Here is a 23,662-nt window from a genome sequence, read left to right on the forward strand (position 1 = left end):
GTTTATGTCGTCAAGACTTTTTAAAATGGCTTCTTTTATAGTCATATTTTAAATTTCGATTTCGGCTTTTATTGCGCTAGCTAACGGCCTTGGAATACGTATTTGAAAAGCAGCGGATAATTAAGCACTAACTTTTCGGATTATAAATGACCTTTAGTTTGTTCATTATCTTTTGATTAAGCAGTCAAACCGCTATTTTTTATATATGTTGTTGGCGAAAGTAATTATTCCTCGGTCATTCAACGATCTCAAAGGTTTTCAAAAGGTTCTTTTCTGAAGCCATTGGCACTTCGGAAATAAGGGCATACTTACCCGGTTTTAGAGTTGCTTTAAAATAACCCGTATTGCCTCTTGGCATATCATTTACGCCACCTAAAAATGTTAAACCTTCCGGTGCTGGCTCTTTCATGCCTTGCATAAAATCCACCCATTTTTCCAATGCCACCAGATCGTCTTCGTTACGATATTTGACAAGGTGCACATCAAGCCCTACAATGGAAGTTTCCAATGAATACTCGATCTGGTCGATAAATTTTACCAAAAATGTGTAGGTGCCGGTTGATGTGGGTGGTTCCCAGACCATACCCTTTTCGGTAGAAATGTCAATTGTATAGTCTGCTTTTGGTTCATCGAGGTCCGAAGTTTCTCCCATTACTACAAATTCCTTTATCATCCCCATAATATGGTGTATCATTCCATTTTCCATTCGTATATAGCATTCGGCGTAATATTTTCCCGGATTCAAATACATAGTCGTCTCAGCGGTGAGACCGGGGGAAATCAAACCAATGCCGCCAGGAAATTTAACTTGGTTAAGCCATACGGGCAATTTGCCGAATTCTGCTTGCCCTTCTTTTACTTTTCCTTGGTCAAAGAATAACATGCCATCGTTTATAGGCTTCAATATTTTTTGTCGGATGGTATCTATGTTGTTTTTGCCCTCTGGCCAATCATCTATGAGAATAAAATGAGTCTGGTTTGATTTGTTGTTGTACCGCCAGGTAGTCCAACCTGATGGTATGGTATCCGGCATTTGGAATTCCATGGTTTCGGTAATGACTTCAACGATATTTCCATCTGCTACCGCGCTGATCTCCACTTCTTTTTTATCCTTTGGCTTTTTATCATCCTTGCAGGATTGTAGCAAGGAAATCGTTACTATAGCCATTAAAAAATGTAGAACGGATACGTTGCTTAACGTGATTTTTTGGACTTTCATAATATTGTGGTTTTAGTTAATCGTTATTTTCGCCAACGGTTTTGTGTATGGCTCGTTGCAGAAAATCAACTTTGATTTTCTGTAATTATCTTGTCAATTTCTGTCACAGCTAATCTTAACTGTTTTAAATACCATTCTAATTGTTTGAAATGATGGTACACGTCATCAAGGAATTCGGTCAATTGTTCAGACGTCATTTCACGAAATTTACCAGTTCTTCTTTCATAACTATATTTTTTACTTAAAAAGGCCCATCTCTCGTCCAAAATCTGTCCGTTATCAATTAATCTGTCATAAGTTGAATTATATAATTTGACTACTTTTTGTAATAATACCTTATCTTTAAAAACAGTTATTTGATTGCCTGACACAGCTGATTCGTATGAGCCAGATATAGGGTAAAAAGTCCGTTGACTTCTAAAATAAATCTTGAATATAGAATCTAAAGATTTTCTATCATTATTGTATAGATTGTGTAAATCGCTATTCAAGATTTTATATGCCTCTATTCTCGGTTCGTTAAGTTCTATTACGCTTTCAATAAAAATCCTATCCTGTTTTAGGTCATTTTTTAGACTTGTAATAAACTCCTTTTCAGCTGTTGATTGTTTTCTTGATTCATTCCAATTATTAATCTGTAGAGCAATCAATATTCCAATTACCACAAGCACAATTTCTCCAATAGCATAAATCAGATACTTGCTGAATTTATTTTCAGATAGCAATTTTTGCCTAATTTTCCTAAAAAATTTTATCATTTGTTAGCGGTTGGTCATAATGAAGCACAATGTTTAGGCGATGATTTCGTTGTGGAATTTCACACAGTGAACATTCCTCCCGAAATCTAACCTTGGCTTGAAGTTAAGGATTTCCGTTTAGGAAATCCAACTACAATGAATTATAACCCGTGTTAGGTGTTGTTTTTTATTTCATTCAGTTTAATCAAGTATCTTGTGAGCGAAACCCCAACGTAGAAAATAAATTCACCATCGGCATTTTGCAAGTTAGATTCCTCACACGAGCCGTGTCGAACTGCAGGTGCTGCATTGGCAAAAGCATAAAATTTTTCTACAATAGGTATTAGCATTTTAGGAAGTCGCTCTTCTTTTTTTAATTCCTTTATCACATCTCCCAGAGTAGATGCTTTTGGATAAGTCGTTCTTCCTACACTTTCTACAGCACTGACTATTTCTTTTATTCCATTTTCTGTATCTGTTGGAAGGTTGAATAAATAGCGAAATGATTTTTTATAATGTGCTCTGGCGGCTTCAAGTCCGTCCGTCAATTTGGTATCCATTTCGCCCAGAGCTTTATCAAGTATTTCAGGGATACTTTTCTGTAATTCCGAGTTTTCATTAAGTCTCCAAAGAACATTATCGTTAATGAACAACTCATTTACATTTCCAAGGTATGATTTGAATCCAAATTGCTTGACCTTTTCGTCCTCGAAGAGATAGTTTCCTTCGTGATTTTTTAGTTTTTTCCCTACTAACTCAATTAAGTCATAGAAGTAATACCATTGGGTAGCTTTTATATGTTCTTTTAGTCTCTCAATGCAATACCAAGAATCATAATCTTGGTCTTCCATTTGTACTCTGCACATTAAGGAGAAGTCTTTATGGAGTTCTTTAGTTCCAATCGGCCTGTCTTCATCGTTGTCGTACCTTGTATCTCCGTCTATGAATATTAATTTATCAAGTATACCTTCAATAAATGCAAGTCGAGTCCATTCTGGTGCATCTTCAACGATTTCTGCACTAGTTTTTTCATCGTAACGATATTTCTTTGAAAATTTGCTCATGTTGAGTTCAAAATAACACCTAACGGTCTCGTATAACCGTCAGTTACGGGTTTATATGCGTTAATTTTCGGTTTAGCACCGACTTTAGCAATTCCAAGTGGATTCGGACGTAGTCGAATCCGCCGTAATTGCGGTTATACATTGTTGGGCATAGTTTTTTTAATTCGATGTATAAGAGTTTATCAACTTACCTTTCTCGTCAAAAGTGTAAAGTCCTTTATTCACTCGATAAGTTGTCCTTTTGTAATTGTCTTGGTCGTTAAACTCATTAGACAATTCGTATCTGCCTTTATTTATGAGTTTAAATTCGTCTATGTCCATTGTCTGATTGTAATGAGCTACCAACAGCATTTTATAATTAACAATTCCGTTATCGTTAGTGTGAAATTTTATGTATTCATTCATAACACCATCTGGCGTATTGGCAAATGCGGCAGCTTGAGCGTTCAATTCCTTTAAAATGTCCGTTTCATTTGTTTGGTATCGAGATGCTTCATTATAATATTTTCTATAGCGTTCCGGCATTTCATTTTTCCAACTTTTTGCCCATTTATTTAGTCCGTCAGATGGATTGTAAGAAGTAAGGACACCATTTTTAAAATGCAATTCGTAACCAATTTCTACTGCAACGAACGAATCATTATCTGATATTGGGTTATTAAATACTTCGCTTAAAAATTCTTTTGAAAGTGATTTGTTTTTCACTCCGTCCTCAAGAGTGCTTTCAACGTCATATGAATCAAAATCATCTTTTAGATTGAAGTTTACAAGATAATTGTCAACATCTTTTTGTTCAATTGACTCAACGGTATCTTCCGTTAAGACACAAATAATTTTATCTGAAAATGATTTGAAAATCACTATGAAAATTTTACTGTTTTTTAAATCAAAATCATTGTAAGTGTAAAATTCTTCTGAATTGTAGCCAAGAAACTTACAGATGTTATTTATTGATTTTTTCTCAACTTTTATTGCGACAGGAACGTATCCATCTTCTTTCGGAACAAATGTTTTAAATCCAGATGCGTAGGATTTAATTCCGCAAAATAGCAATATCGCTATCAGTAATTTTAAATTCATTTCGTTTGTGTTTAAATTATGCCCAACTTGTTTATATAGATGTAAAACACATCCTTATACACCTAAAAAGAGGGTATATACCTAGTGCTAGTGCTATTTACTTTTATACTATCAAATGGGGGAATCCTTAAATATAGGATTTTTCTTATAGGTGTGTTACGGTTTTATGTAAACATCCCCAACAAGTTCTTAACACCCTCCCTAGCGGCACCGCTATTTTTATTTTCAGCCACAAAAAAGCCCCGTTAAAAACGGGGCCTGTATACATCTTTAAAATTTAAGTGCCTATCCCAAGGCCTGTTCAATATCGGCTATAATATCATCTATATGCTCCAAACCTACGGAGATACGTACCATGCCCTCCGTTATACCCGAGGCAGCACGTTCCTCAACAGACAGCTTGCTGTGTGTGGTGGAGGCAGGGTGGGTACGAAACATTGAGTTTTTTTGCATACTGATTCCGTAACCAGTCCATTTGCGCGACGATTGCGCAAGAGTCAAAAACATTTATGCAAACAAGCAAAAAGTCTATTTGTTTAATGTTCTTTCTTGGTGTAGTTATGCCAAACCAAAGTAAAAACTCAAAATACCTAGTGTGTTGAAAATGCCATGTATCATAATCACAAACCACAAATCGTATTTGCGCATGTAGAATATTATTGATAGTAGTGCTCCGATAATTACCACAACAAGTTGCCCCGTGATTCCTTGCTGCATGTGCATATATCCGAAAAAACCGCAAATTATTAGAATATTAATGGCAAGACTGATTTTACTGTCTCCAAAGAACTTGACGAACTGTTGCATAAGATAACCTCGAAAAATGATTTCTTCTCCAAATCCCGCAGTAGCCCAAACTATTAATAACCAGACTATGGTGGTCTCAAGGTTTCCTTCCAATTGACTCATGCTTGAATAATCAATAGGAACTCGTGTTAACATCTCGATTCCAGGTACCACAACAAAGACATAAAAAATAAAGAGTCCAAGAGCGACTAGCGGAGCATGTACAAGCAGATTTTTCGCATTGAATTTTGATCGCTTAAACCCAAGGGCTGAAAATGGCTTCCCCTTGAATTCTATATAATTAGCTATAATGATAATAGTAGAGATAATTATATTTTCAAAAGGTGTTCTTGTGATTGGCCCAAAATATATGAAACAAATAATGGCAAGGGTCACTAATGGAATTATTACTTGCCGTAAGGTCATTTTTTTCATCTTTTTTGATTTTAAATTCTAAGACGAAGTAATGAACTGGATTCCCAAAAACCTCTTTAAATATTAATGTTTTTACTGAATGGTAGTAAATTGATAACTGGATGGTCGATAGCTTTTAATTTATTGAAACCAATTCATAAATTCTTTTCGCTTATATCGACTGATGTTGATTTCGGTAATCGCATCATTTTCAATAGAAGTTTTTAACGTAATCCGCAACTTGCCATTTTCAATCTTTTCAATTTGGTCTACCGCATCTTTATGAATGATAATTTGTCGATTGACTCTAAAGAACAATTGGTCGTTTATCTTTTCTTCGAGTTCATTCAATGTAAAATCTGTGGTAATTGAGGTGCCATTATTTTGAACAGTATAGACAATTTTGTTTTCGCTATAGAAACATGCAATATTTTCGTAAGTAAGCTTAGTTATTTTCGCACCGCTTTCAATAGTAATTTCATTATCTTTTATAGATAACTTATATAAATTATAGATATCTAGGGAATATGCTAACCCTATGAGAATGAAACTTAACAACAAGGTAACAAGCAGTCCAATTAATAAGTAATAGAATTCAGTTTCTCCACCCGCAATTTTATTTAAGACAATTCCTAACGGAATATACATGATGGTAATATACCCAAGAGTAGAGACCATATACCATGAGATAGAAGTGATTTCTACTTTTTTAGAGAAATACTTTTTCTTGTAATATTTAAAATTAAGTTCCGCTATGATTCCAATAAGAATACTCAAAGCAATAGTGGATAGAAAACCTTCTACCGGGAATCTATACGATTTACCATTTGGGAAACTCTCCGGAGTTGATAAATGATTTACGACTAAAGAGAAAATTATCAAGACAACTAATTTCTGAAACCAACTCCATAGAGAACTATGGTTAAATTTAAGCGATATTGTTTCTAATGCATTCTTGGTTGGTTGTGAAGCACTCATTAATTAGAAGTTCTTTTTTAGTTAATTGTAGGTCGATTATTTTTTTACCATTGCAGCTAACAATTTGGCTATGTGGCGGTAGCGACGAATGGAGCTACTGATCGTCATAGCCTTTGTTATAGCACGTTCTCATTTGAATGTTTCATACAACTTTCTAATTATAAAAAAAGAGTTGTCTTCGTTCGCATTTTGAAAAACAATTACCGAAATTTTATCTTCTTTATTAACGTACATTCTCGTACTTACACCTGGGTCAGAACCACCATGATACCAGGTTGGAAAAAGACTTGGACTCTGAAACCAACATAATCCTTGGTCTTTGTCTGCGTTGATTTTTTCATTCAATTGGGGAGACATCATGAAATCAATTGTCTCTTTTTTCAAAATTTGTTTTTCCTTAAACGTGCCGTCATTCATATATGCTATCGCAAATTTTGCCAAGTCTTGTACTGAGGTTCTAACCAATCCATCTGGGTAATTCCAAAAACTATAATGACAATAAGGATTAAAATACGGTAGGATTTTTTTGTCGAAATGGTTTAAATTTCGTTGCAATGGACCTAAATATAAATAAGCTGTCGCTAATTCATCTTCTTCTACTTCATTCAGAAAATAGCCTGAGTTATTCATTTTAAGTGGCTCAAATATATTCAGTCTCACATACTCATGAAACGGCATTCCAGACACCTCTTGCACAATCAAACCTAATAGACCAAACCCCACATTTGAATATTCGCGTAGTGAATCGGGGGCCTTTTGATGAAAATTTTCATCTGGATAATAATATTTGCCGTCTGTTGCCAAATAAGCTCTCAACCAATCCTTCAGTTCTACAGTAGGGTCTCCGCACTCAAATCCAATTTTTAGCGAACTTCCATCAGCAATAGATGAGGTGTGAGTCAAAAGCTGTTTAATGGTTATTGGAGTTTTGGGATGTTGGGGGTTTCTTACGTCAAAATCCAGATAAGTATTTATGTCTGCATTTAAATCCAATTTTTTTTCCTCCCAAAGCTGCATAACTGCAGTTGCTGTGATGGTTTTGGATATCGAAGCAATATTTATCACACTTTCAGTGGACATTGGTTTTTCCGTTTCGATATCTGCATATCCATAAGCTTTTGACCATACTATTTCATCTCCTTTTATTACGCAAGCTGCAATTCCTGGTATGTGAAACTTCTCTGCCTGCTCAGATATAAACAGATTTATTGAATCAATTTGTAATGATTGACTATAAACACTTGATACTTTTAGTGCCAAGAATATTAGTATTAATCCTTTCATATTTACACTCAAGTTTACTTGCTTTTAATGTCTTGTCCTGAAATATGGCTACAGGTTAAAAATAGATTTACGCTGTTAATTTATATACCATATTCGTTGTTTTATATTCTAAAGATAAATGTAACCTAATTTCATTGTATAAGATTAGTTGCGTGGTTTGGCAACGAATTTCGCAAATACAAACCAAATAGAAAATCCGCGAGGATTTTCGTAGGTAGGCTCGTATCAAGCAATTAATTTTATACGTTGTTGTAGCACGTTTATTGTTCCACTTTTATCGAAAAATCATCTACAAATAGTTCGATATTTTCCGCTGTAGGATTTGCTGTTGCTCCAATTTGTACTCGTTCATAAAATGTAGGTTCTTGTAGAGTAAAATCAATACCTTGATTTAGAAAAACATCTTTAAAAACCTTTGCATTTGGCATATTCATTCCAGTTTGGTTGATGACTTCTGTTTCATTTATAATTAATCGATTAAGTCCAGTCTCACTATCTGACATAGTCATTTCCCATTGAACGGTAACCCATTGATTTCTTGGAAATGCAAAATCTGTTTGTTGCATTGTAGTTCCCGATATTTTTCCTCTTTCAATTGAGAGATAATCATTCCCACCAGACATCATTAATCTTACTCCTGGACACTGGTTTTCAGAACCATAATTATCGCCAACAGTTGGGTCCCAACAAGAACAACATTCTAAATCAAGCAGTAATAAATTTTCGATAGGTTCCGTACCAACTATATAAAAGTCAGCTTTTATTGTAACCTTATTTCCTGAAACTATGTTTAGTCCATTTTTCTCAATATCTACTTTTGATAAGTCAGAATCTGATTGATAAGCAAGAACTCGAAGTGAGTTTTGTCCCTCGTTAAATTCAGTATTGGAAATTGAAATTTCGTTCGTTGCGTTTGTTGGGCTGTCTGTTGAATAGTTGACCATCGATTGCCATTAGAAGGAAACAATTCGTCTAACAAATCATTCTGTGTTTCAAATCCATCTTCAAAAAAGAAACTTTCCTCTATAGGCTTTTCTGGATTATTTTCGTCTTTGTCACAACCCAAAGAAATTAATGCTATGATTGCAAAAAATATAAAATGATGTCTTTTCATAGACTTTAAACGTTCAAATAATTGTCTTGTTGTTGTGGTTTTCGCAAATGTGCTACAACTTGTTTATATATGTGTAAAACACATCGTTATACACCCAAACAGAGGGTACATACCCAACGCTAGTGCTATTTACTTTTATACTATCAAATGGGGGAATCCTTAAATATAAGATTTTTCTTATGGGTGCGTTACGGTTTTACGTAAACATCCCCAACAAGATCTTAACACCCTCCCTACCGGCACCTCTATTTTTATTTTCAGCCATAAAAAAAGCCCCGTTAAAAACGAGGCCTGTTTGCATCTTTAAAATTTAAGTGCCTATCCCAAGGCTTGTTCAATATCGGCAATAATATCATCTATATGCTCCAAACCTACAGAGATACGTACCATGCCCTCCGTTATACCCGAGGCAGCACGTTCCTCAACAGATAGCTTACTGTGTGTGGTGGAGGCAGGGTGGGTAACGATACTTCTAGAATCGCCCAAATTGGCGGAAAGGGACAATAGTTTTATGCCATCAAAGAATTTTCTACCGGCTTCCAAGCCTCCCTTTACCTCAAAAGCCACTACACAACCGCCCGCTTTCATCTGCTTTTTGGCCACCTCATACATTGGGTGCGATTTTAAGAAGGGGTATTTTACCCAATTCACCTTATCATGGCCTTCCAAGAAGGTTGCCAGTTTTAAGGCGTTTTCACAATGGCGGTCTACCCTAATGGCCAAGGTCTCCAAACTCTTACTCAATACCCAGGCGTTAAACGGGGAAAGTGCAGGCCCTGTAATGCGTGAAAAACGGTATACCTTATCCATTAATTCCTTGCTCCCTACGGTTATTCCTGCCAAGACCCTTCCCTGACCGTCCATCAACTTGGTCCCGGAATGGATGACCAGATCCGCACCAAATTGTATAGGCTGCTGTAAGTATGGCGAAGCAAAGCAGTTATCTATCACCAAAAGCAACTTGTGCTTTTTGGCAATTTTTCCCAAGGCTTCCAAATCCAAAATATCCACGCCGGGGTTGGTGGGCGACTCGGCATAGATCAATTTGGTGTTTGGTTGTATGAGTCCCTCAATGGTATCCAAATCATTGATATCAAAATAACTATGGGAGATATTCCATTTGGGAAAAAAATTATTGAACAAGGAATGTGTGGAGCCAAAGATACTTTGTGCGGAAACCACGTGGTCACCACTATCCAGCAAGGCTGCCAAAGTAGAGAAAACCGCAGCCATACCCGATGCAAAGGCAAAACCTGCCTCGGCACCTTCCATCTGGCATACCTTTTCTACAAATTCGTTGGTATTGGGGTTAGAATATCGGGAATAGATGTTACGCTCCTTTTCTTCCGCAAAAGAAGCCCGCATATCCTCGGCATCCTCAAAAACAAAACTTGAGGTTAAATAGATAGGCACGGAATGCTCTAAATTTTCGGTACGTTTTAATTGCGTACGTATGGCGTTGGTTTCAAATTTTTTGCTCATTTTAAATTTTTCTATTAAATGTCATTTCGACTCCGCTCAATGACCGTAAAAACGACTTGCTTCGGCTATGTGGCTTCGACTGCACTTCGACTCCGCTCAGCACAGGCCGCTCAGCCACCGAATAACGAAGCCTGAGCGCGGACACTGAGCGGAGTCGAAGTGCAGTCGAAGGCACAAGGAATTGGTATCAAAGTAAGTGGAAGGCACAAACGTATCAACTTTTCTCTGCTATTCTTAATATATCTCCAAAGACACCTCTTGCCGTAACAGCGGCACCTGCTCCAGCCCCCTGTATGACCAAGGGATGTTCCCCATAGGATTCTGTATAGATCTCTATGATAGAATCGGAGCCTTTCACCTGCCCCAAGGCACTTTCCTTTGGTACGGAGATCAATTTCACATCCAAAATACCTTTTTCCTTTTGTAAATCGCCATGTAAATCGCCCACATAGCGCAATACATGGTTGGGTTTTTGATTTTTCTTTATTTCATTAAACCTATCATCCAAGACTTCCAAATTATCCATAAAGAAATTTACATCTCCACCTTCCAAGGCAGATGGAATAAGATTCTCAATATTGATATCTGAAAATTCATTGTGCAAATCCAACTCCCGCGCTAAAATTAATAATTTGCGCCCTACGTCATTTCCGGAAAGGTCCTCACGCGGGTCGGGCTCCGTAAAACCTTGCCGTTTGACATCCTTTAAAATAGAGGAGAAAGAAGTATCTACCTCGGAAAAGGTATTGAAGATATAGCTCAATGAACCAGAGAACACCCCTTTGATCCTGGTAATATTCTCCCCGGACAAGTGCAATAGTTTTATGGTATCTATAAGCGGCAATCCAGCACCGACATTGGTCTCATACAAATATTGTTTTTGGTTCTTAACCAGTTCCTCACGCAATAATTGGTAATAATCATACCCTAAGGTATTGGCTATCTTATTGGAGGAGACCACATCAAAACCATTCTCGACAAAGTCAAAATAATGGGCCACAAAATCCTGACTCGCCGTATTATCCACTACAATTAAATTTTCCAAATGATTGTTTTTGGCAAATTCAATAATATCCAAGATCTTATATGGCACTCCTTTGCTTTTGATATCGGTCTTCCATCTGCCGGTGACCCCTTTGGCATTTAACAATACCTGCCGAGAATTGGCAATGGCGAACACCCTTAAATCAACACCTTTTCTATCCTCAATATTTTTGGAAGATTTTAGGATCTGGTCTATCAATGTACCCCCTACATTACCATGGCCGAACACTGCCAAATTCACCTTTTTACTAATGCCAAATATTTGGCCATGCATTACATTGACCGCTTTGGTAAGATCAGACTTTTTCACCACCAGACTCACATTCTTGCCAGAAACGGTATTGTTGAAAAGCAAGGGTACGATCTGATTTTTTATCAATGCATTAAATGGCTTATGAAAGGTGCTTAAGTCTTGCCCTACCACAGAAATAACAGACACATCGGACACCACCTTGATCATATTGATATCCTGTGCTTGAAAATCGCTGGAAAACTCATTTTCCAAAGCACGTTTTGCCTTTTCTGCCTTGTCACGTTTTACCACCAGTCCAATACCCCTTTCGGAAGATCCCTGTGAAATGATACTTACACTAATATTGATGGCCTCCAAGGTCTTGAATATACGCGCATCTATCCCCACTTTTCCCAAAAGCCCACGACCTTCAAGGTTGATAAGCGCAACATCCTCAATGACGGAGATAGACCGGATGCCTTCCTTGCTTGACTTGGCACTGATCAATGTTCCTTCATTGTCATCATTGTACGTATTTAAGATACGTAGGGGAATATTCTTTTCTATAAGTGGGATTATGGTCTTGGCATGTAATATGGTTGCCCCAAAATTGGCCATCTCATTGGCCTCCGCATAACTTAAGTTGGATATGCGCTTGGCTTCTGCCACATAATCTGGGTTTGCCGTAAAAATGCCATCTACATGGGTATAGTTCTGCAATTCCTCGGCATCTAAAAAATTGGCCAAAAGTGCAGCGGAATAATTACTACCGTTCCTTCCCAAAGTGGTGGTCTCCCCTTCTTCTGTAGATGCAATAAACCCGGTAATGATAGGCACGGTATCCTGTGGCAATTCCGCAAAGGTGCGCAGCACGTTTTCCTTGGACAAATGCTCCAAGACCTTAGCATCGCCAAAAGTAGCATCGGTCTTTATCAATTTCCGGGAATCGAGCAATTTTGCACTTATACCCTTACCAATTAATAATTTGGTTACCAGCTTGGCTGAAATTAGCTCGCCATGCGCCAATACCTCATCCTTAATTTTAGCGCTATAATCCCCTAACAGGGATACGCCCTCAAATAGTTTTGCCAATGTTTGGAACTCCGCGGAAAGGTTTACATTGCCATAGGTGTGCTGTTGGTATTGCTCCAAGGCCTCAAAATCCTCGTTATAAGAGAAACCATTAGCGGCTTTGTCCAAAATAGCCTCTAGTTGGTCCGTAGCTTTTTCCCTTGCCGAAAGCACGACCGCTATATTTTCCCCAGCATTTACCTTAGACGTGATAACCTCCAAAACACGTTCCAGACCCTCGCCATTGCTCAAGGATTTACCCCCAAATTTGAGTACTTTCAACTTGCTGGATTTACCAGTGGTGTTGAAAATGGTGTTTAAGAGCTTTTCCATTTGCTCAAACTCTATCAAGAAAGCATCATGGCCATGTAGGGACTGTATTTCACCATAGGTGACGTTACTATTGGCTTGCGCCAACTGCTTAAAAGTATCTTTGTTTTCAGCTGCGGTAAAGAACAGATCAGAGTCGACCCCGATGATATGGATATTGGTATCGCTATTCTGCAGCCTGGTGAAATTATCTGGACCATTTCGGGTTACATCAATGGTTTTCAACAATTGGTTCATTAATTTGTACGCCGATAACTGAAAACGTTCCTGTAATTTCTCCCCATGGTGCATTAACCAACTCTCCACGTTAAAAACCTGTAGCTCTTCATTGGTACTACGTTTAAAGCGGTCTTTAAAAGATTCTGGCGTCCTATAGCATAGCATGGCATGCATACGGGCATCATGTACCGGTTGTTTTGAGTTGATAAGAAACTGCTCCTGGATTTGACAGTTTGCAATTAACCAATCCGTAGATTTCCAATCGGATGCCACCGGAATCAGATGTTCCGTTATTTTTGGATTATTTGCTGCCATTTCCCAAGCTATTCCCCCTCCCAAAGAACCTCCAATAATGGCAAAGAGTCTTGTAATGGCTAATTTTTCCAGACCTAATAGGAATATGTTTGCCATATCACCAGCAACAAAATCCTTGTAATTCTCAATCACAAATTTGTCATGACCATTACCGGGAATATTGAACGACAACACCGTATATTTTTGTGTATCGATACATTTTCCCTCGCCGATCAAGGCAGACCACCATCCGTCTTCTCCAGTTACATTGGAATTTCCCGTTAACGCGTGATTTACCAATACAATGGGGGCAGTATGTAATTTTGCCCCAAAAAGCTGATATGAAAGTTCTATATCTTGGGTAACACCACTAATGGTAGTATATTCTTTTATTAGTAATTGATGCAGCATATCCTTCTAAATGAAAACTGTATTATATCTAAGCGGAACCCGTTGTATACGTAACGAATTCCGCTATTTTATTTCTTTAAATACGACTTATTATATCGCGGCGAAGGCATTTTCCAAGTCCGCCTTTAAATCTTCGATATCCTCAAGACCAACAGACAACCTTATTAAATCTGCCCCAACACCGGCACTGGCCTGTTGCTCTTCTGTTAGCTGTTGATGTGTAGTACTTGCTGGGTGTATGATCAAGGACTTGGTATCCCCAATATTGGCCAACAAAGAAAATATCTTGGTAGCATCGGTCAATTTTTTGGCCGCTTCAAAACCACCTTTAACACCAAAAGTCACCAATCCACTTTGTCCGTTTGGCAAATATTCCTGTGCCAACCCATAATACGCATTGCCTTTAAGGCCTGGATAGTTTACCCATGCCACCTCATCCCTACCTTCTAACCAAGTAGCCAATTCCAAAGCATTGGCGCTATGTTGTTTTATACGTACCGGTAATGTTTCCAGACCTTGAATAATCTGAAAGGCATTGAACGGACTCAAGGCCCCGCCGAAGTCACGCAATCCTTCCAAGATCAATTTAAAGGTATATGCTGCCGCTCCCAATGCCTCACTATACACCAAACCGTGGTATCCGGCAGAGGGTTCCGTAAATTCTGGAAATTTTCCGTTGGTCCAATCAAAAGTTCCAGCATCAATGATAGCTCCACCCAAAGAAGTACCTTGTCCGCCAATATATTTGGTAAGGGAATGAATTACAATATTTGCACCGTGCTCAATGGGGTTCAACAATGCTGGCGTAGCCACTGTATTATCTACTATAAAAGGTACTTGTGCCGCTTTAGCCTCCTTGGATATTCCTTTTATATCCAATACGTCCAATTTTGGGTTCCCTAAGGATTCCACAAAAAAGGCCCTTGTATTGTCTTGTACGGCATCTTTAAAATTAGCTGGGTCCGATGCATCAACAAAAGTGGTTGTAATGCCCAATCTAGGTAGGGTAACATTTAAAAGATTGAAGGTTCCACCGTACAAACTACTGGAAGCCACAATATGGTCCCCTGCTTTTAATAAAGTTAGCAGTCCGGTTGAGATAGCCGACGTACCCGATGCAAAAACCACCGCTCCTATACCACCCTCAACGGCAGCCAAACGGTCTTGTAAAATTTGGTTGGTAGGATTATTTAATCGGGTATAGATAAACCCTAACTCCCCAAGTGAAAATAAATTGGCGGCATGGTCCGTGTCATTAAAGACATATGAAGACGTTTGATAAATGGGCACTGCCCTTGTTCCTGATGTCTGCGTGGTGTCATGACCCGCATGTAATGCATTTGTTGCTAATTTTTGATTACTCATGATTTTGTTTTTGTGCATTCATTTTTCTTTTAAGAATGCTGGTTTTTAAATGATTACTATCCGTTCATTTCGACTTACTTCGACTTCACTTCGACTGCGCTCAGTGACCATTGTCAGTACAAGACGTTCAATGAAAAACGGAAATTGAAAAAATACTATTTAAAAGCCAAACCCAAGCCAGCTGACCATGAGGCAAGGTAAAATCAAAAAGCTATAAGAAAGAGATCGAAAAATATCGATGACTGTTATCCTTCCCTTACGGGTAGAATGTAGCACCTTCTTTGTATAGAACAAAGGGTTGCTAAGGTTTCAAAGGGTCTAATCCCTCCACCTTTCTTGATAACTATTCAATACGTGTTTGAACTTATGGGTACAAATATAAGGTCTGAATAAATTAAAAACCTAACCTTTTATGTAAAATATATCCTAATTTAATAATATCCTTTGTATTTTTTGTACCCAACAGTTAAACTGCCCTATAACTTACCGCTTTTTTCATATAGCTCAATATATTTTTGATCCTGTTCAGGAGTGTCTTTATAATACTTTCGCAGTTCTATTAATTCCTTTTTTAATTTATTGACAGTGGCAGCATAATTTGGATCATGGTACACATTGTTCATTTCATTGGGGTCTTTTAACCTGTCATACAATTCCCATTCATCTACATCATAATAGAAATGCACTAATTTAAATTCTTTATTTACAAGACCGTAATGGCGTTTCACCATATGAACTGATGGGTATTCGTAATACTGATAATAGACCGCATCCCGTGTCCAATCCTTTTTATTGCCTGTTAATAACGGTAGTAAACTTTCACCCTGCATATCATTGGGAGGCTGTATACCCGCAGCTTCTAACATGGTCTGTGCAAAATCTAAATTTTGAACCATTTCATTTTCTACCGAACCTGGCTGCACCACTTCTGGCCATCGGACCAATAAAGGTGTTTTAAAAGACTCATCATAGATAAACCGTTTATCAAACCACCCATGCTCACCTAAGTAAAAACCTTGGTCTGAGGTATATATTACGATAGTATTTTCCGCTAATCCGCTTTCGTCCAAATAATCCAATAATCGACCCACATTATCATCAACGGAGGAAATGCTCCCAAGGTAATCTTGCATGTACCGTTGATACTTCCACTTCATTTTTTCGGTATCGGTCATTTTAGGCCAATTCTCATAGAAGAAATCATTGATGGAATCCAAAATAGGCTCGTATGCCGCCTTTTGTTCTGCTGTTGCGCGGTTATACGGACCATAAAATCCATTGGGGAATTCCTCAACTTCTGGAAAAACCTTACCTGCCATTTTAGCCAAAGTCTCTGGCCGTATCTTGCTATCATGGCTATACATCATATGTTGCAGCAAATTCATTTCGGCTGTTTTGGCCGCTGTACCCCTGTTCTTATAATCATCAAAAAGCGTAGCTGGCTCAGGGAATGTTTTCTTGGTAAATTCCTTGAACTTATCCGCACGGGGCCACCATGGCCTATGGGGCGCCTTATGCAAATACATCATCATAAAAGGTTCATCGGATGATCCTTCTTTCTTTAACCAATCCAAGGAAACGTCGGTAATTATATCGGTAACATATCCTTGCTTTCTTATGGTATCGCCATTGGTTATAATAAAATCAGGATTAATATAATTACCCTGTCCGGGTAGAATCATAAATTCATCGACCCCTTTTGGGTTATTTCCAAAATGAAGTTTCCCGAACATGGCCGTTTTATAACCATTCTCCTTAAAAATCTGTGGAAAGGTGACCTGTGTGGTGTCAAAAGGAAAATGGTTGTCTATTTTTCCATTGATATGTGTATGCTTCCCCGTTAAAATAGTAGCCCTAGAGGGTGCACATATAGAATTGGTAACGCTGGCGTTGGTAAATAACATGCCCTCTTTTGCCAAACGATCTATATTAGGGGTTTCAATTAGTGTATTGTTATATGCACTTATCGCTTGGTATGCATGATCATCTGACATTATAAAAATAATGTTAGGCCGTTTGGTTTTGTCTTTTTGCGCTTCGCCATTCAACGGAAAGAGAAGTAAAAATCCCGCTATTACTACAATTATTCTCATTAATACGTGGTATTTGGTGTGTTGCTATTCGTAAACAATTTATGCTATTTTTATAATCCTCACTAGATCATCGAGATATATAATATTTGGACACAGGAACCCAAATGAGTTATTTGCTTCTTTTGAATGCCTCCTGGTCTTACCCCGAGGATTAGTTATTCCAAAACTGAAAACTCGATACTAGAATCTGTAAAAACCGTATGCTCTTGGGTCTTAAAATCGGTCTCATCCGCATTGAAAATATTCTCCACATAGGTTTGTGGGTTTAAATCTATCAAAGGAAACCAAGTACTCTGTACCTGAATCTGTAATTTATGACCCTTTTTAATGGTATGGAAAACATCTTGTAACTTAATATGCACATCTGTTTTTTGATTGGGCACAAAGGGTTCCGGATTGGAAAAACTATTTCTAAACCTACCCCGTAGCACCTCGCTGCGCACCATTAAATGATAGTTGCTCATCTTTAAATGATCCTGCATTTCTTCGTTGGTCTCACCATCTGCAGGGTGTACATCTATAATTTTTACGATCCAATCTGCAGCCGTACCCGTTGTGGCTACCTTAAGATTGGCCATGATATCGCCTGCCAGGGTTAAATCCCCATCTAAAACATCGGTTTCAAAAACGAGCACATCTGATCGTCTAGCCGCAAATCGTTGGTCATCTGTCATGTACTTTCTAGGTGTGAATACCGATTTAATATCCTCAGAATACGGTACCGGTTTTTTTACATCACTTATAAAATTAACAGGTTCCACAGCTTTTTTATCTGCTGTTAATTCTTGGTCTGGCGACAGGAATAGTTCTTTTTTAACCGTGCCTTTAGGTGGCCAAGCATCGTATTGTTTCCATTCTTTTTTGCCCGAATCAAAAACATAGGCTTCTGGTAGACCACTATCATTACCACCTTCACCCTTTAAAAAGTGATTGAAGAATTTTGTCTCGATCTTTTCTTGAAAAAACTCGGAAATGGAATCCCCAAAGTAGTAATTGCCCACTAAGCTTCTACCGTTTCTTCTTGCCCAACGGCCATGATCCCATGGCCCAAAAACCATGGTGTTATAACCTGTAGTATGCTTTTCAATGTTTTTATAGGTTTCCAAGGGTCCATAGAGGTCTTCGGCATCAAACCAACCACCAACGATCATGGTGGCCACATGGGATTTAGATTTATCCAAATGCTGGATCAGCCCTCTACTTTGCCATAATTCATCATAATTTGGGTGTTCTTTTAATTCGTTCCAGAAAAAATCATCGGTCTTACCATCTACCGCCATTCTTGGCGAATCATCTGTTTCATATTCAAAGAAATAATCCAAGTTTTTCAAGGGTCCGGCATCCAAAAAGAACTGGTATTGATCCTCTGTTTTTAGATCTGGTAAAGTATACCATGCCGTATCTATGGGTTGATCACCATTGGGTCTAGGTGTACCAAATAAGGACGTTGCCCTAAAATAACTTAACAAATAGGCTCCGTTGTGATGAAAGTCATCAAAAAAGAAATCGCCTATGCAAGCTTGTGGTGACGATGCTTTTAAAGCTGGGTGGGCATCCAAAGTGGCATACGTAGCATAATAGCCTGGATAGGAAATCCCCCAGATACCCACATTGCCATTGTTATGTGCCACATTGTTCACCAACCAATCTATAGTATCATAGGTGTCAGTACTTTCATCTATATCCTTGTCCGACGTTTTATTAGGAATATAGGCCCTCATATTTTCATAATGCCCCTCACTAAGCCACCTCCCCCTTACATCTTGGTAAACCACAATATTGCCCTCTTTCATCAAATGAATATTTGGGCCAATAGTTTCCTTAAAATTTCCCTCCCCATAAGGCCTAGAACTGTAGGGTGTACGTTGCATTAGGATAGGGTATTTTTTAGAAGTGTCCTTTGGGGTGTAAATGGTGGTATGTAGTTGTATACCATCTCGCATTTCAATATCCACTTCCTGCTTGGTATAATTATCGGCTACATAGGTTTTGGAGATCTCTTCCTTTGCAACGTTTGTTGTTTTTCTACATGAAAATGTAAACAACACAAGTGCTGTTAAGACCACTGACACTCTAAAACTGATTTTTGGCATATCTTTAATTTATATGCTAAAGCTAAGAAAGTTCAGTTAGTCCTAAAAATAAAAAGAGGCCGTCTAAAAAACCCAAAATTTGCATTACGGTCATATCGAGCGCAGTCGAGATATATTAAAAATCTAAGACTTATAGTTCTCGACTGCGCTCGAACAGACAACGAAATAGGTTTTTTATACGGCCTCTGTTTATTATATCTATCTCTTCATTAAAGGTCAAAAGCGGCTTTTACTTCTTTGACCATATCCAATTTTTCCCAGGTAAACAGTTCTACCTCTTTTTCTATTCTTCCGCTATAGGGCGATTCAAAAACTTTAGTAACGGTTCTTGACTCCCGGCCCATGTGACCGTAAGCGGCTGTTTCCAAGTAAATTGGATTTCTAAGTTGCAGACGTTTTTCTATTGCAAAGGGCCTCATATCAAACAATTCACTTACAATTTGTGCAATCTGACCATCGTTCAAAGCTACTTTAGATGTACCATACGTATCTACAAAAATGGAGGTTGGCTCCACTACACCAATGGCGTAGCTCACCTGTACCAGAATTTCATCTGCTACACCAGCTGCAACCAAGTTTTTAGCGATGTGCCTTGCCGCATAAGCCGCGCTCCTATCTACCTTACTTGGGTCTTTGCCACTAAAGGCACCACCACCATGGGCACCTTTGCCCCCATAGGTATCCACAATAATCTTTCTACCGGTCAAACCACTATCCCCATGTGGGCCACCAATCACAAATTTCCCTGTAGGATTTATATGGTACTTGATCTGATCGTTAAAAAGTTTTTGGATCTTTTCTGGTAATTGGACTTTTACACGCGGAATCAAAATTGAAATGATATCCTCTTTTATTTTCTTCAACATTACCTCATCATCCGCATCAAAGGGATCATGCTGTGTAGAAACTACGATGGTATCTATGCGTTGTGGGATATTATCATCAGAATATTCAATAGTCACCTGCGCCTTGGCATCTGGCCTTAAATAAACAATGTCCTTGCATTCCCTTCTAATTTCAGCCAAAGTGTGTAATATTCTATGGGAAATATCCAATGCCAAAGGCATATAGTTTTCCGTCTCTTTTGTGGCATACCCAAACATCATACCCTGGTCTCCTGCACCTTGCAGTTCTTTGGCACCCCGATCAACTCCTTGGTTAATATCTTGTGATTGCTCGTGTATTAATGAAATAACACCACAGGAATCCCCACTAAACTGATATTCTCCTTTGGTATACCCAATTTTATTAATTACGTCCCTAGCTATATTTTGAACGTCTAAATAAGTATCACTTTTAACTTCTCCCGCTAAGACCACTTGACCAGTAGTTACCAATGTTTCACAAGCAACTTTACTCTCTGGATCAAAAGCCAAAAAATAATCCAATAATGCATCACTTATTTGATCTGCAACTTTATCTGGGTGTCCTTCACTAACGGATTCTGATGTAAATAAATACGCCATTACAATTTTTTTATTTTATTGAAGGATTCCTGAAAACTGAAAGGAGTTGCGTAATTCACTCGGAGAGCATTCGAACCTTAGCCCGACACAAACTGCTTTAGCATTTTTAACGAGGTTGCAATCAGTCAAATCCTTCCTCTACATTATCTGTACAAAAGTATAAAAATAGTTTGTTTTAAAAGCGATTACCCCGGTTTTTAACTAGAATGGCATCTTTATAATTCATCGATGAAATAATAACCTTATTTCATCTACTATTTTTCATAGAACTTAATATACTTTGTATATTGTGCATTACATTTTTTCAATTGCCTAACGATTAAATTATTACAAAAATGCACATTGCGGTAGCAGGAAATATTGGTGCTGGAAAAACAACACTGACAAAATTATTAGCTAAACATTATAATTGGGAAGCACATTTTGAAGACGTTGTAGACAATCCGTATTTGGACGATTTTTACAATCAGATGGAGCGTTGGAGCTTTAACTTACAGATTTACTTTTTAAATAGCAGATATCGCCAAATACTGAACATTAGGGAGAGTGGCAAAAATGTAATCCAAGACAGGACCATTTATGAGGATGCCCATATTTTCGCACCTAACCTACATGCCATGGGCTTGATGACCAACCGGGATTTTAAAAACTATTCTAGCTTATTCGATTTAATGGAAAGCCTGATAGAACCACCAGAAGTGCTAATTTACCTGAGAAGTTCTATACCCAATTTGGTTAAACAAATACACAAACGTGGCCGTGACTATGAAAATACAATTTCTATTGACTATTTGAGTAGACTTAACGAACGATATGAAGCTTGGGTTCACGGTTATGAAAAAGGAAATCTACTGGTCATTGATGTTGATGAATTAGATTTTGTTGATAACCCAGAGGATTTAGGTCGCATTATAAATAAAATTGACGCGGAAATCCACGGTCTTTTCTAAACCTTTATTTAAATAAATCCGTGCGTCTTTGCATGCGTAATGGCTTCAGCCGTTTTTCCTACAATTAAATAAGGAATATCATTAAAATCAGTAAAAAGGTCGGCAACCCTTTTCATGCGTTTTCTATCTGCAACACTTCTAAGATAAATGGCCTTAACACGGTTTGGAAACATTTTGGTTATCTCCAAATAAATATCAGCATCTTTCTCACCACTATCACCAATTAGAATAAATGAAAGGTGGGGATAAGTTTTTAGAATATTTGTGATTTCCTTTTGTTTTTGTGGCTGGTCATCTACATTTTTTCTGAGACGAAAACTTGACATACTCCGCAAAAGTATGGGACCTTTGGGAAACGCGTTCGTTTTAAGAAAAAGTTCCAAATATCGATACAGATTCCATGGACTATGGCTTACGTAGAATACCGGATTTGCCTCTGTACCTGTTTTACCTCGATGTAATTGATGATAAAAATCAGCAGTCCCTTCCAATGCCTTTCTACTAATGGCCCTTCTAAAAATAGTATTGATGACCACTTTCCATTTTAATGAAGAAACCACGCCCGTATGCAAAATGGTATCGTCTATATCACTGATAACACCAAATTTAGCAGAGTTCTTGGGAATGAGCATTTCACCAGGAAAAATATTTTTATTTAAAATTTCCCTTTTTAAGTCAGTAGTTGTAAAAGAAATCTCAAACTTTACCCAACCTTCCTCATTTGCAAATTGGTATACGTTTTCGAAATCTTCCTTGATAAGGTAATACCCCTCATGGTCTGTTGTACCATGAACAACCTTATTATCCCCAAAATTTATTTTAATAGGCGTATTCTTGACTTCATCGGTTTCAAAACGCTTCCACGTATTTAGTAAGAGGTTAAAAATACCTTTTTGTTCTAAATCTATATTTTCATCTTCCAAGGCCCTTCCCCTAGCATAAAATCTTACTCGGGTTCCGTAACTCTGAAATCCAATGATCTGTATTTTATCCATTGTAATTATCCCCATTAACTCAAAATTACAATCAAATTCATTCAAAATCTAATCCATAAAAAAATCAGGTCCTTTTTACTCACCCAAAGGCTTACTTGGCTCATTACCTCTTTCATACATAGAACTGTACACTTAGTTTTAATAAAGATTCGAAGAAATGTTTAACCTAGGCACACTCATGGTGAAGCCAATAAATTAAAAAAAGATGGAACTAAAAAAGAATCCCAAAAAAGACCTCAACAAAAGAAGTGGTGTTTATTTTGTATTTGGCTTACTACTGGTATTACTATTGGCATTTGTAGCCTTGGAGTGGAAGACCTTTGATCCTGAAACAATTTATGAGACTTCAATGAATATTTTAGAAAGTGATATTGAAGAAGATCCTGTAGAAAAATTCAAAATTGAACAACCGAAAATAAAACAGGTATTACCACAAGAAATAAAAATAGAAGAAGATGATGTTGAAATTAAAGAAACAGAAATTCTCTCTACGGAAAGTGATCCTGAAACAGAGATTATAGAAATTGATGATGTTGAAGTTGATGAATTTATTGAAGAACCCGTTGTCAACTTTATGGTGATCGAGGATGTCCCAGTGTTTCCGGGCTGTGAAAATGAAAAGGATAAAAGAGCATGTTTTGGCAAAATGATGCAAAAGCATATCAGTAAAGTCTTCAGATATCCGGAACTGGAACAGGAAATGGGTATTCAGGGTAGGGTAAACGTAATGTTCGTGATACAAAAAGACGGCAGTATTGGAGATATTAGAATGCGGGGACCTAATGCCAATCTAGAAAAAGAGGCGAAAAGGATTATCTCCAAACTTCCAAAAATGACCCCAGGAAAGCAAAGGGGTACTGCTGTTAAAGTTCCATTTGCCATACCCATTACCTTTCAACTCCAATAAAAAAAAGCCCTTCATGCTATCATGAAGGGCATTA

General features: G+C 37.8%; 17 protein-coding genes, 1 pseudogene and 1 riboswitch. Of the genes and pseudogenes, 2 read left to right on the forward strand and 16 right to left on the reverse strand.

The annotated features are described in order from the left end of the window. Positions 1-235 precede the first annotated feature (235 nt). The 15 genes and pseudogenes from ACOCEA_RS11990 to metK form a co-directional block, all read right to left on the reverse strand. The gene (locus tag ACOCEA_RS11990) at positions 236-1,219 is read right to left on the reverse strand and encodes a hypothetical protein (RefSeq protein ID WP_420756488.1); all 984 of its coding nucleotides are present in this window, start codon (positions 1,217-1,219) and stop codon (positions 236-238) included. Positions 1,220-1,284: 65 nt separating this feature from the next. Then, positions 1,285-1,977, reverse strand: a complete 693-nt coding sequence (locus tag ACOCEA_RS11995) for a DUF6090 family protein (RefSeq protein WP_420756489.1) — start codon at positions 1,975-1,977, stop codon at positions 1,285-1,287. Between the two features lie 152 nt (positions 1,978-2,129). After that, positions 2,130-3,020: an AbiJ-NTD4 domain-containing protein gene (locus ACOCEA_RS12000; RefSeq protein ID WP_420756490.1), complete on the reverse strand. Its 891-nt coding sequence runs from the start codon at positions 3,018-3,020 to the stop codon at positions 2,130-2,132. 159 nt (positions 3,021-3,179) lie between these two features. Then, positions 3,180-4,100, reverse strand: a complete 921-nt coding sequence (locus tag ACOCEA_RS12005) for a hypothetical protein (protein WP_420756491.1) — start codon at positions 4,098-4,100, stop codon at positions 3,180-3,182. A 285-nt stretch (positions 4,101-4,385) separates the two neighbouring features. Then, positions 4,386-4,529, reverse strand: a pseudogene (locus ACOCEA_RS12010) (PLP-dependent transferase); the annotation flags it as partial. Between the two features lie 129 nt (positions 4,530-4,658). Next, positions 4,659-5,321, reverse strand: coding sequence for a CPBP family intramembrane glutamic endopeptidase (locus tag ACOCEA_RS12015; RefSeq protein ID WP_420756492.1), 663 nt, complete (start codon positions 5,319-5,321; stop codon positions 4,659-4,661). Between the two features lie 120 nt (positions 5,322-5,441). Next, positions 5,442-6,278, reverse strand: coding sequence for a LytR/AlgR family response regulator transcription factor (locus tag ACOCEA_RS12020; RefSeq protein WP_420756493.1), 837 nt, complete (start codon positions 6,276-6,278; stop codon positions 5,442-5,444). A gap of 129 nt (positions 6,279-6,407) precedes the next feature. Next, a complete protein-coding gene (locus ACOCEA_RS12025; RefSeq protein WP_420756494.1) occupies positions 6,408-7,538 on the reverse strand; it encodes a serine hydrolase domain-containing protein in 1,131 nt (376 codons plus the stop codon). Between the two features lie 284 nt (positions 7,539-7,822). Continuing rightward, a complete protein-coding gene (locus tag ACOCEA_RS12030) occupies positions 7,823-8,506 on the reverse strand; it encodes a hypothetical protein (protein ID WP_420756495.1) in 684 nt (227 codons plus the stop codon). A gap of 488 nt (positions 8,507-8,994) precedes the next feature. Next, on the reverse strand, positions 8,995-10,158 hold the full coding sequence (locus tag ACOCEA_RS12035) for a trans-sulfuration enzyme family protein (protein WP_420756496.1): 1,164 nt from the start codon (positions 10,156-10,158) through the stop codon (positions 8,995-8,997). 214 nt (positions 10,159-10,372) lie between these two features. Continuing rightward, entirely contained in the window at positions 10,373-13,759 is a 3,387-nt protein-coding gene (gene thrA / locus ACOCEA_RS12040) for a bifunctional aspartate kinase/homoserine dehydrogenase I (RefSeq protein WP_420756497.1), read from the reverse strand. A gap of 90 nt (positions 13,760-13,849) precedes the next feature. Then, positions 13,850-15,124, reverse strand: a complete 1,275-nt coding sequence (locus tag ACOCEA_RS12045; protein ID WP_420756498.1) for an O-acetylhomoserine aminocarboxypropyltransferase/cysteine synthase family protein — start codon at positions 15,122-15,124, stop codon at positions 13,850-13,852. Between the two features lie 242 nt (positions 15,125-15,366). Continuing rightward, positions 15,367-15,470, reverse strand: a riboswitch (SAM riboswitch). A 130-nt stretch (positions 15,471-15,600) separates the two neighbouring features. Next, complete coding sequence (locus tag ACOCEA_RS12050) at positions 15,601-17,217, reverse strand: sulfatase family protein (RefSeq protein WP_420756499.1); 1,617 nt, start codon at positions 17,215-17,217, stop codon at positions 15,601-15,603. A 155-nt stretch (positions 17,218-17,372) separates the two neighbouring features. After that, on the reverse strand, positions 17,373-19,310 hold the full coding sequence (locus ACOCEA_RS12055) for a CocE/NonD family hydrolase (RefSeq protein WP_420756500.1): 1,938 nt from the start codon (positions 19,308-19,310) through the stop codon (positions 17,373-17,375). A gap of 209 nt (positions 19,311-19,519) precedes the next feature. Then, a complete protein-coding gene (gene metK, locus ACOCEA_RS12060; RefSeq protein WP_420756501.1) occupies positions 19,520-20,776 on the reverse strand; it encodes a methionine adenosyltransferase in 1,257 nt (418 codons plus the stop codon). Between the two features lie 335 nt (positions 20,777-21,111). Between metK and ACOCEA_RS12065 the strand changes: the two genes are divergently transcribed. Further along, positions 21,112-21,726 carry a deoxynucleoside kinase gene (locus tag ACOCEA_RS12065; protein ID WP_420756502.1) on the forward strand — a complete coding sequence of 205 codons (615 nt, stop codon included), beginning with the start codon at positions 21,112-21,114 and terminating at the stop codon, positions 21,724-21,726. A gap of 8 nt (positions 21,727-21,734) precedes the next feature. On the opposite strand, the gene ACOCEA_RS12070 is transcribed toward ACOCEA_RS12065, so the two are convergent. Continuing rightward, positions 21,735-22,736 carry an App1 family protein gene (locus ACOCEA_RS12070; protein ID WP_420756503.1) on the reverse strand — a complete coding sequence of 334 codons (1,002 nt, stop codon included), beginning with the start codon at positions 22,734-22,736 and terminating at the stop codon, positions 21,735-21,737. 190 nt (positions 22,737-22,926) lie between these two features. Between ACOCEA_RS12070 and ACOCEA_RS12075 the strand changes: the two genes are divergently transcribed. Continuing rightward, positions 22,927-23,628, forward strand: coding sequence for an energy transducer TonB (locus ACOCEA_RS12075; protein ID WP_420756504.1), 702 nt, complete (start codon positions 22,927-22,929; stop codon positions 23,626-23,628). Positions 23,629-23,662 lie beyond the last annotated feature (34 nt).

The sequence above is a fragment of the Maribacter luteocoastalis genome, assembly GCF_048890225.1.
Classification (GTDB): Bacteria; Bacteroidota; Bacteroidia; order Flavobacteriales; family Flavobacteriaceae; genus Maribacter; species Maribacter luteocoastalis.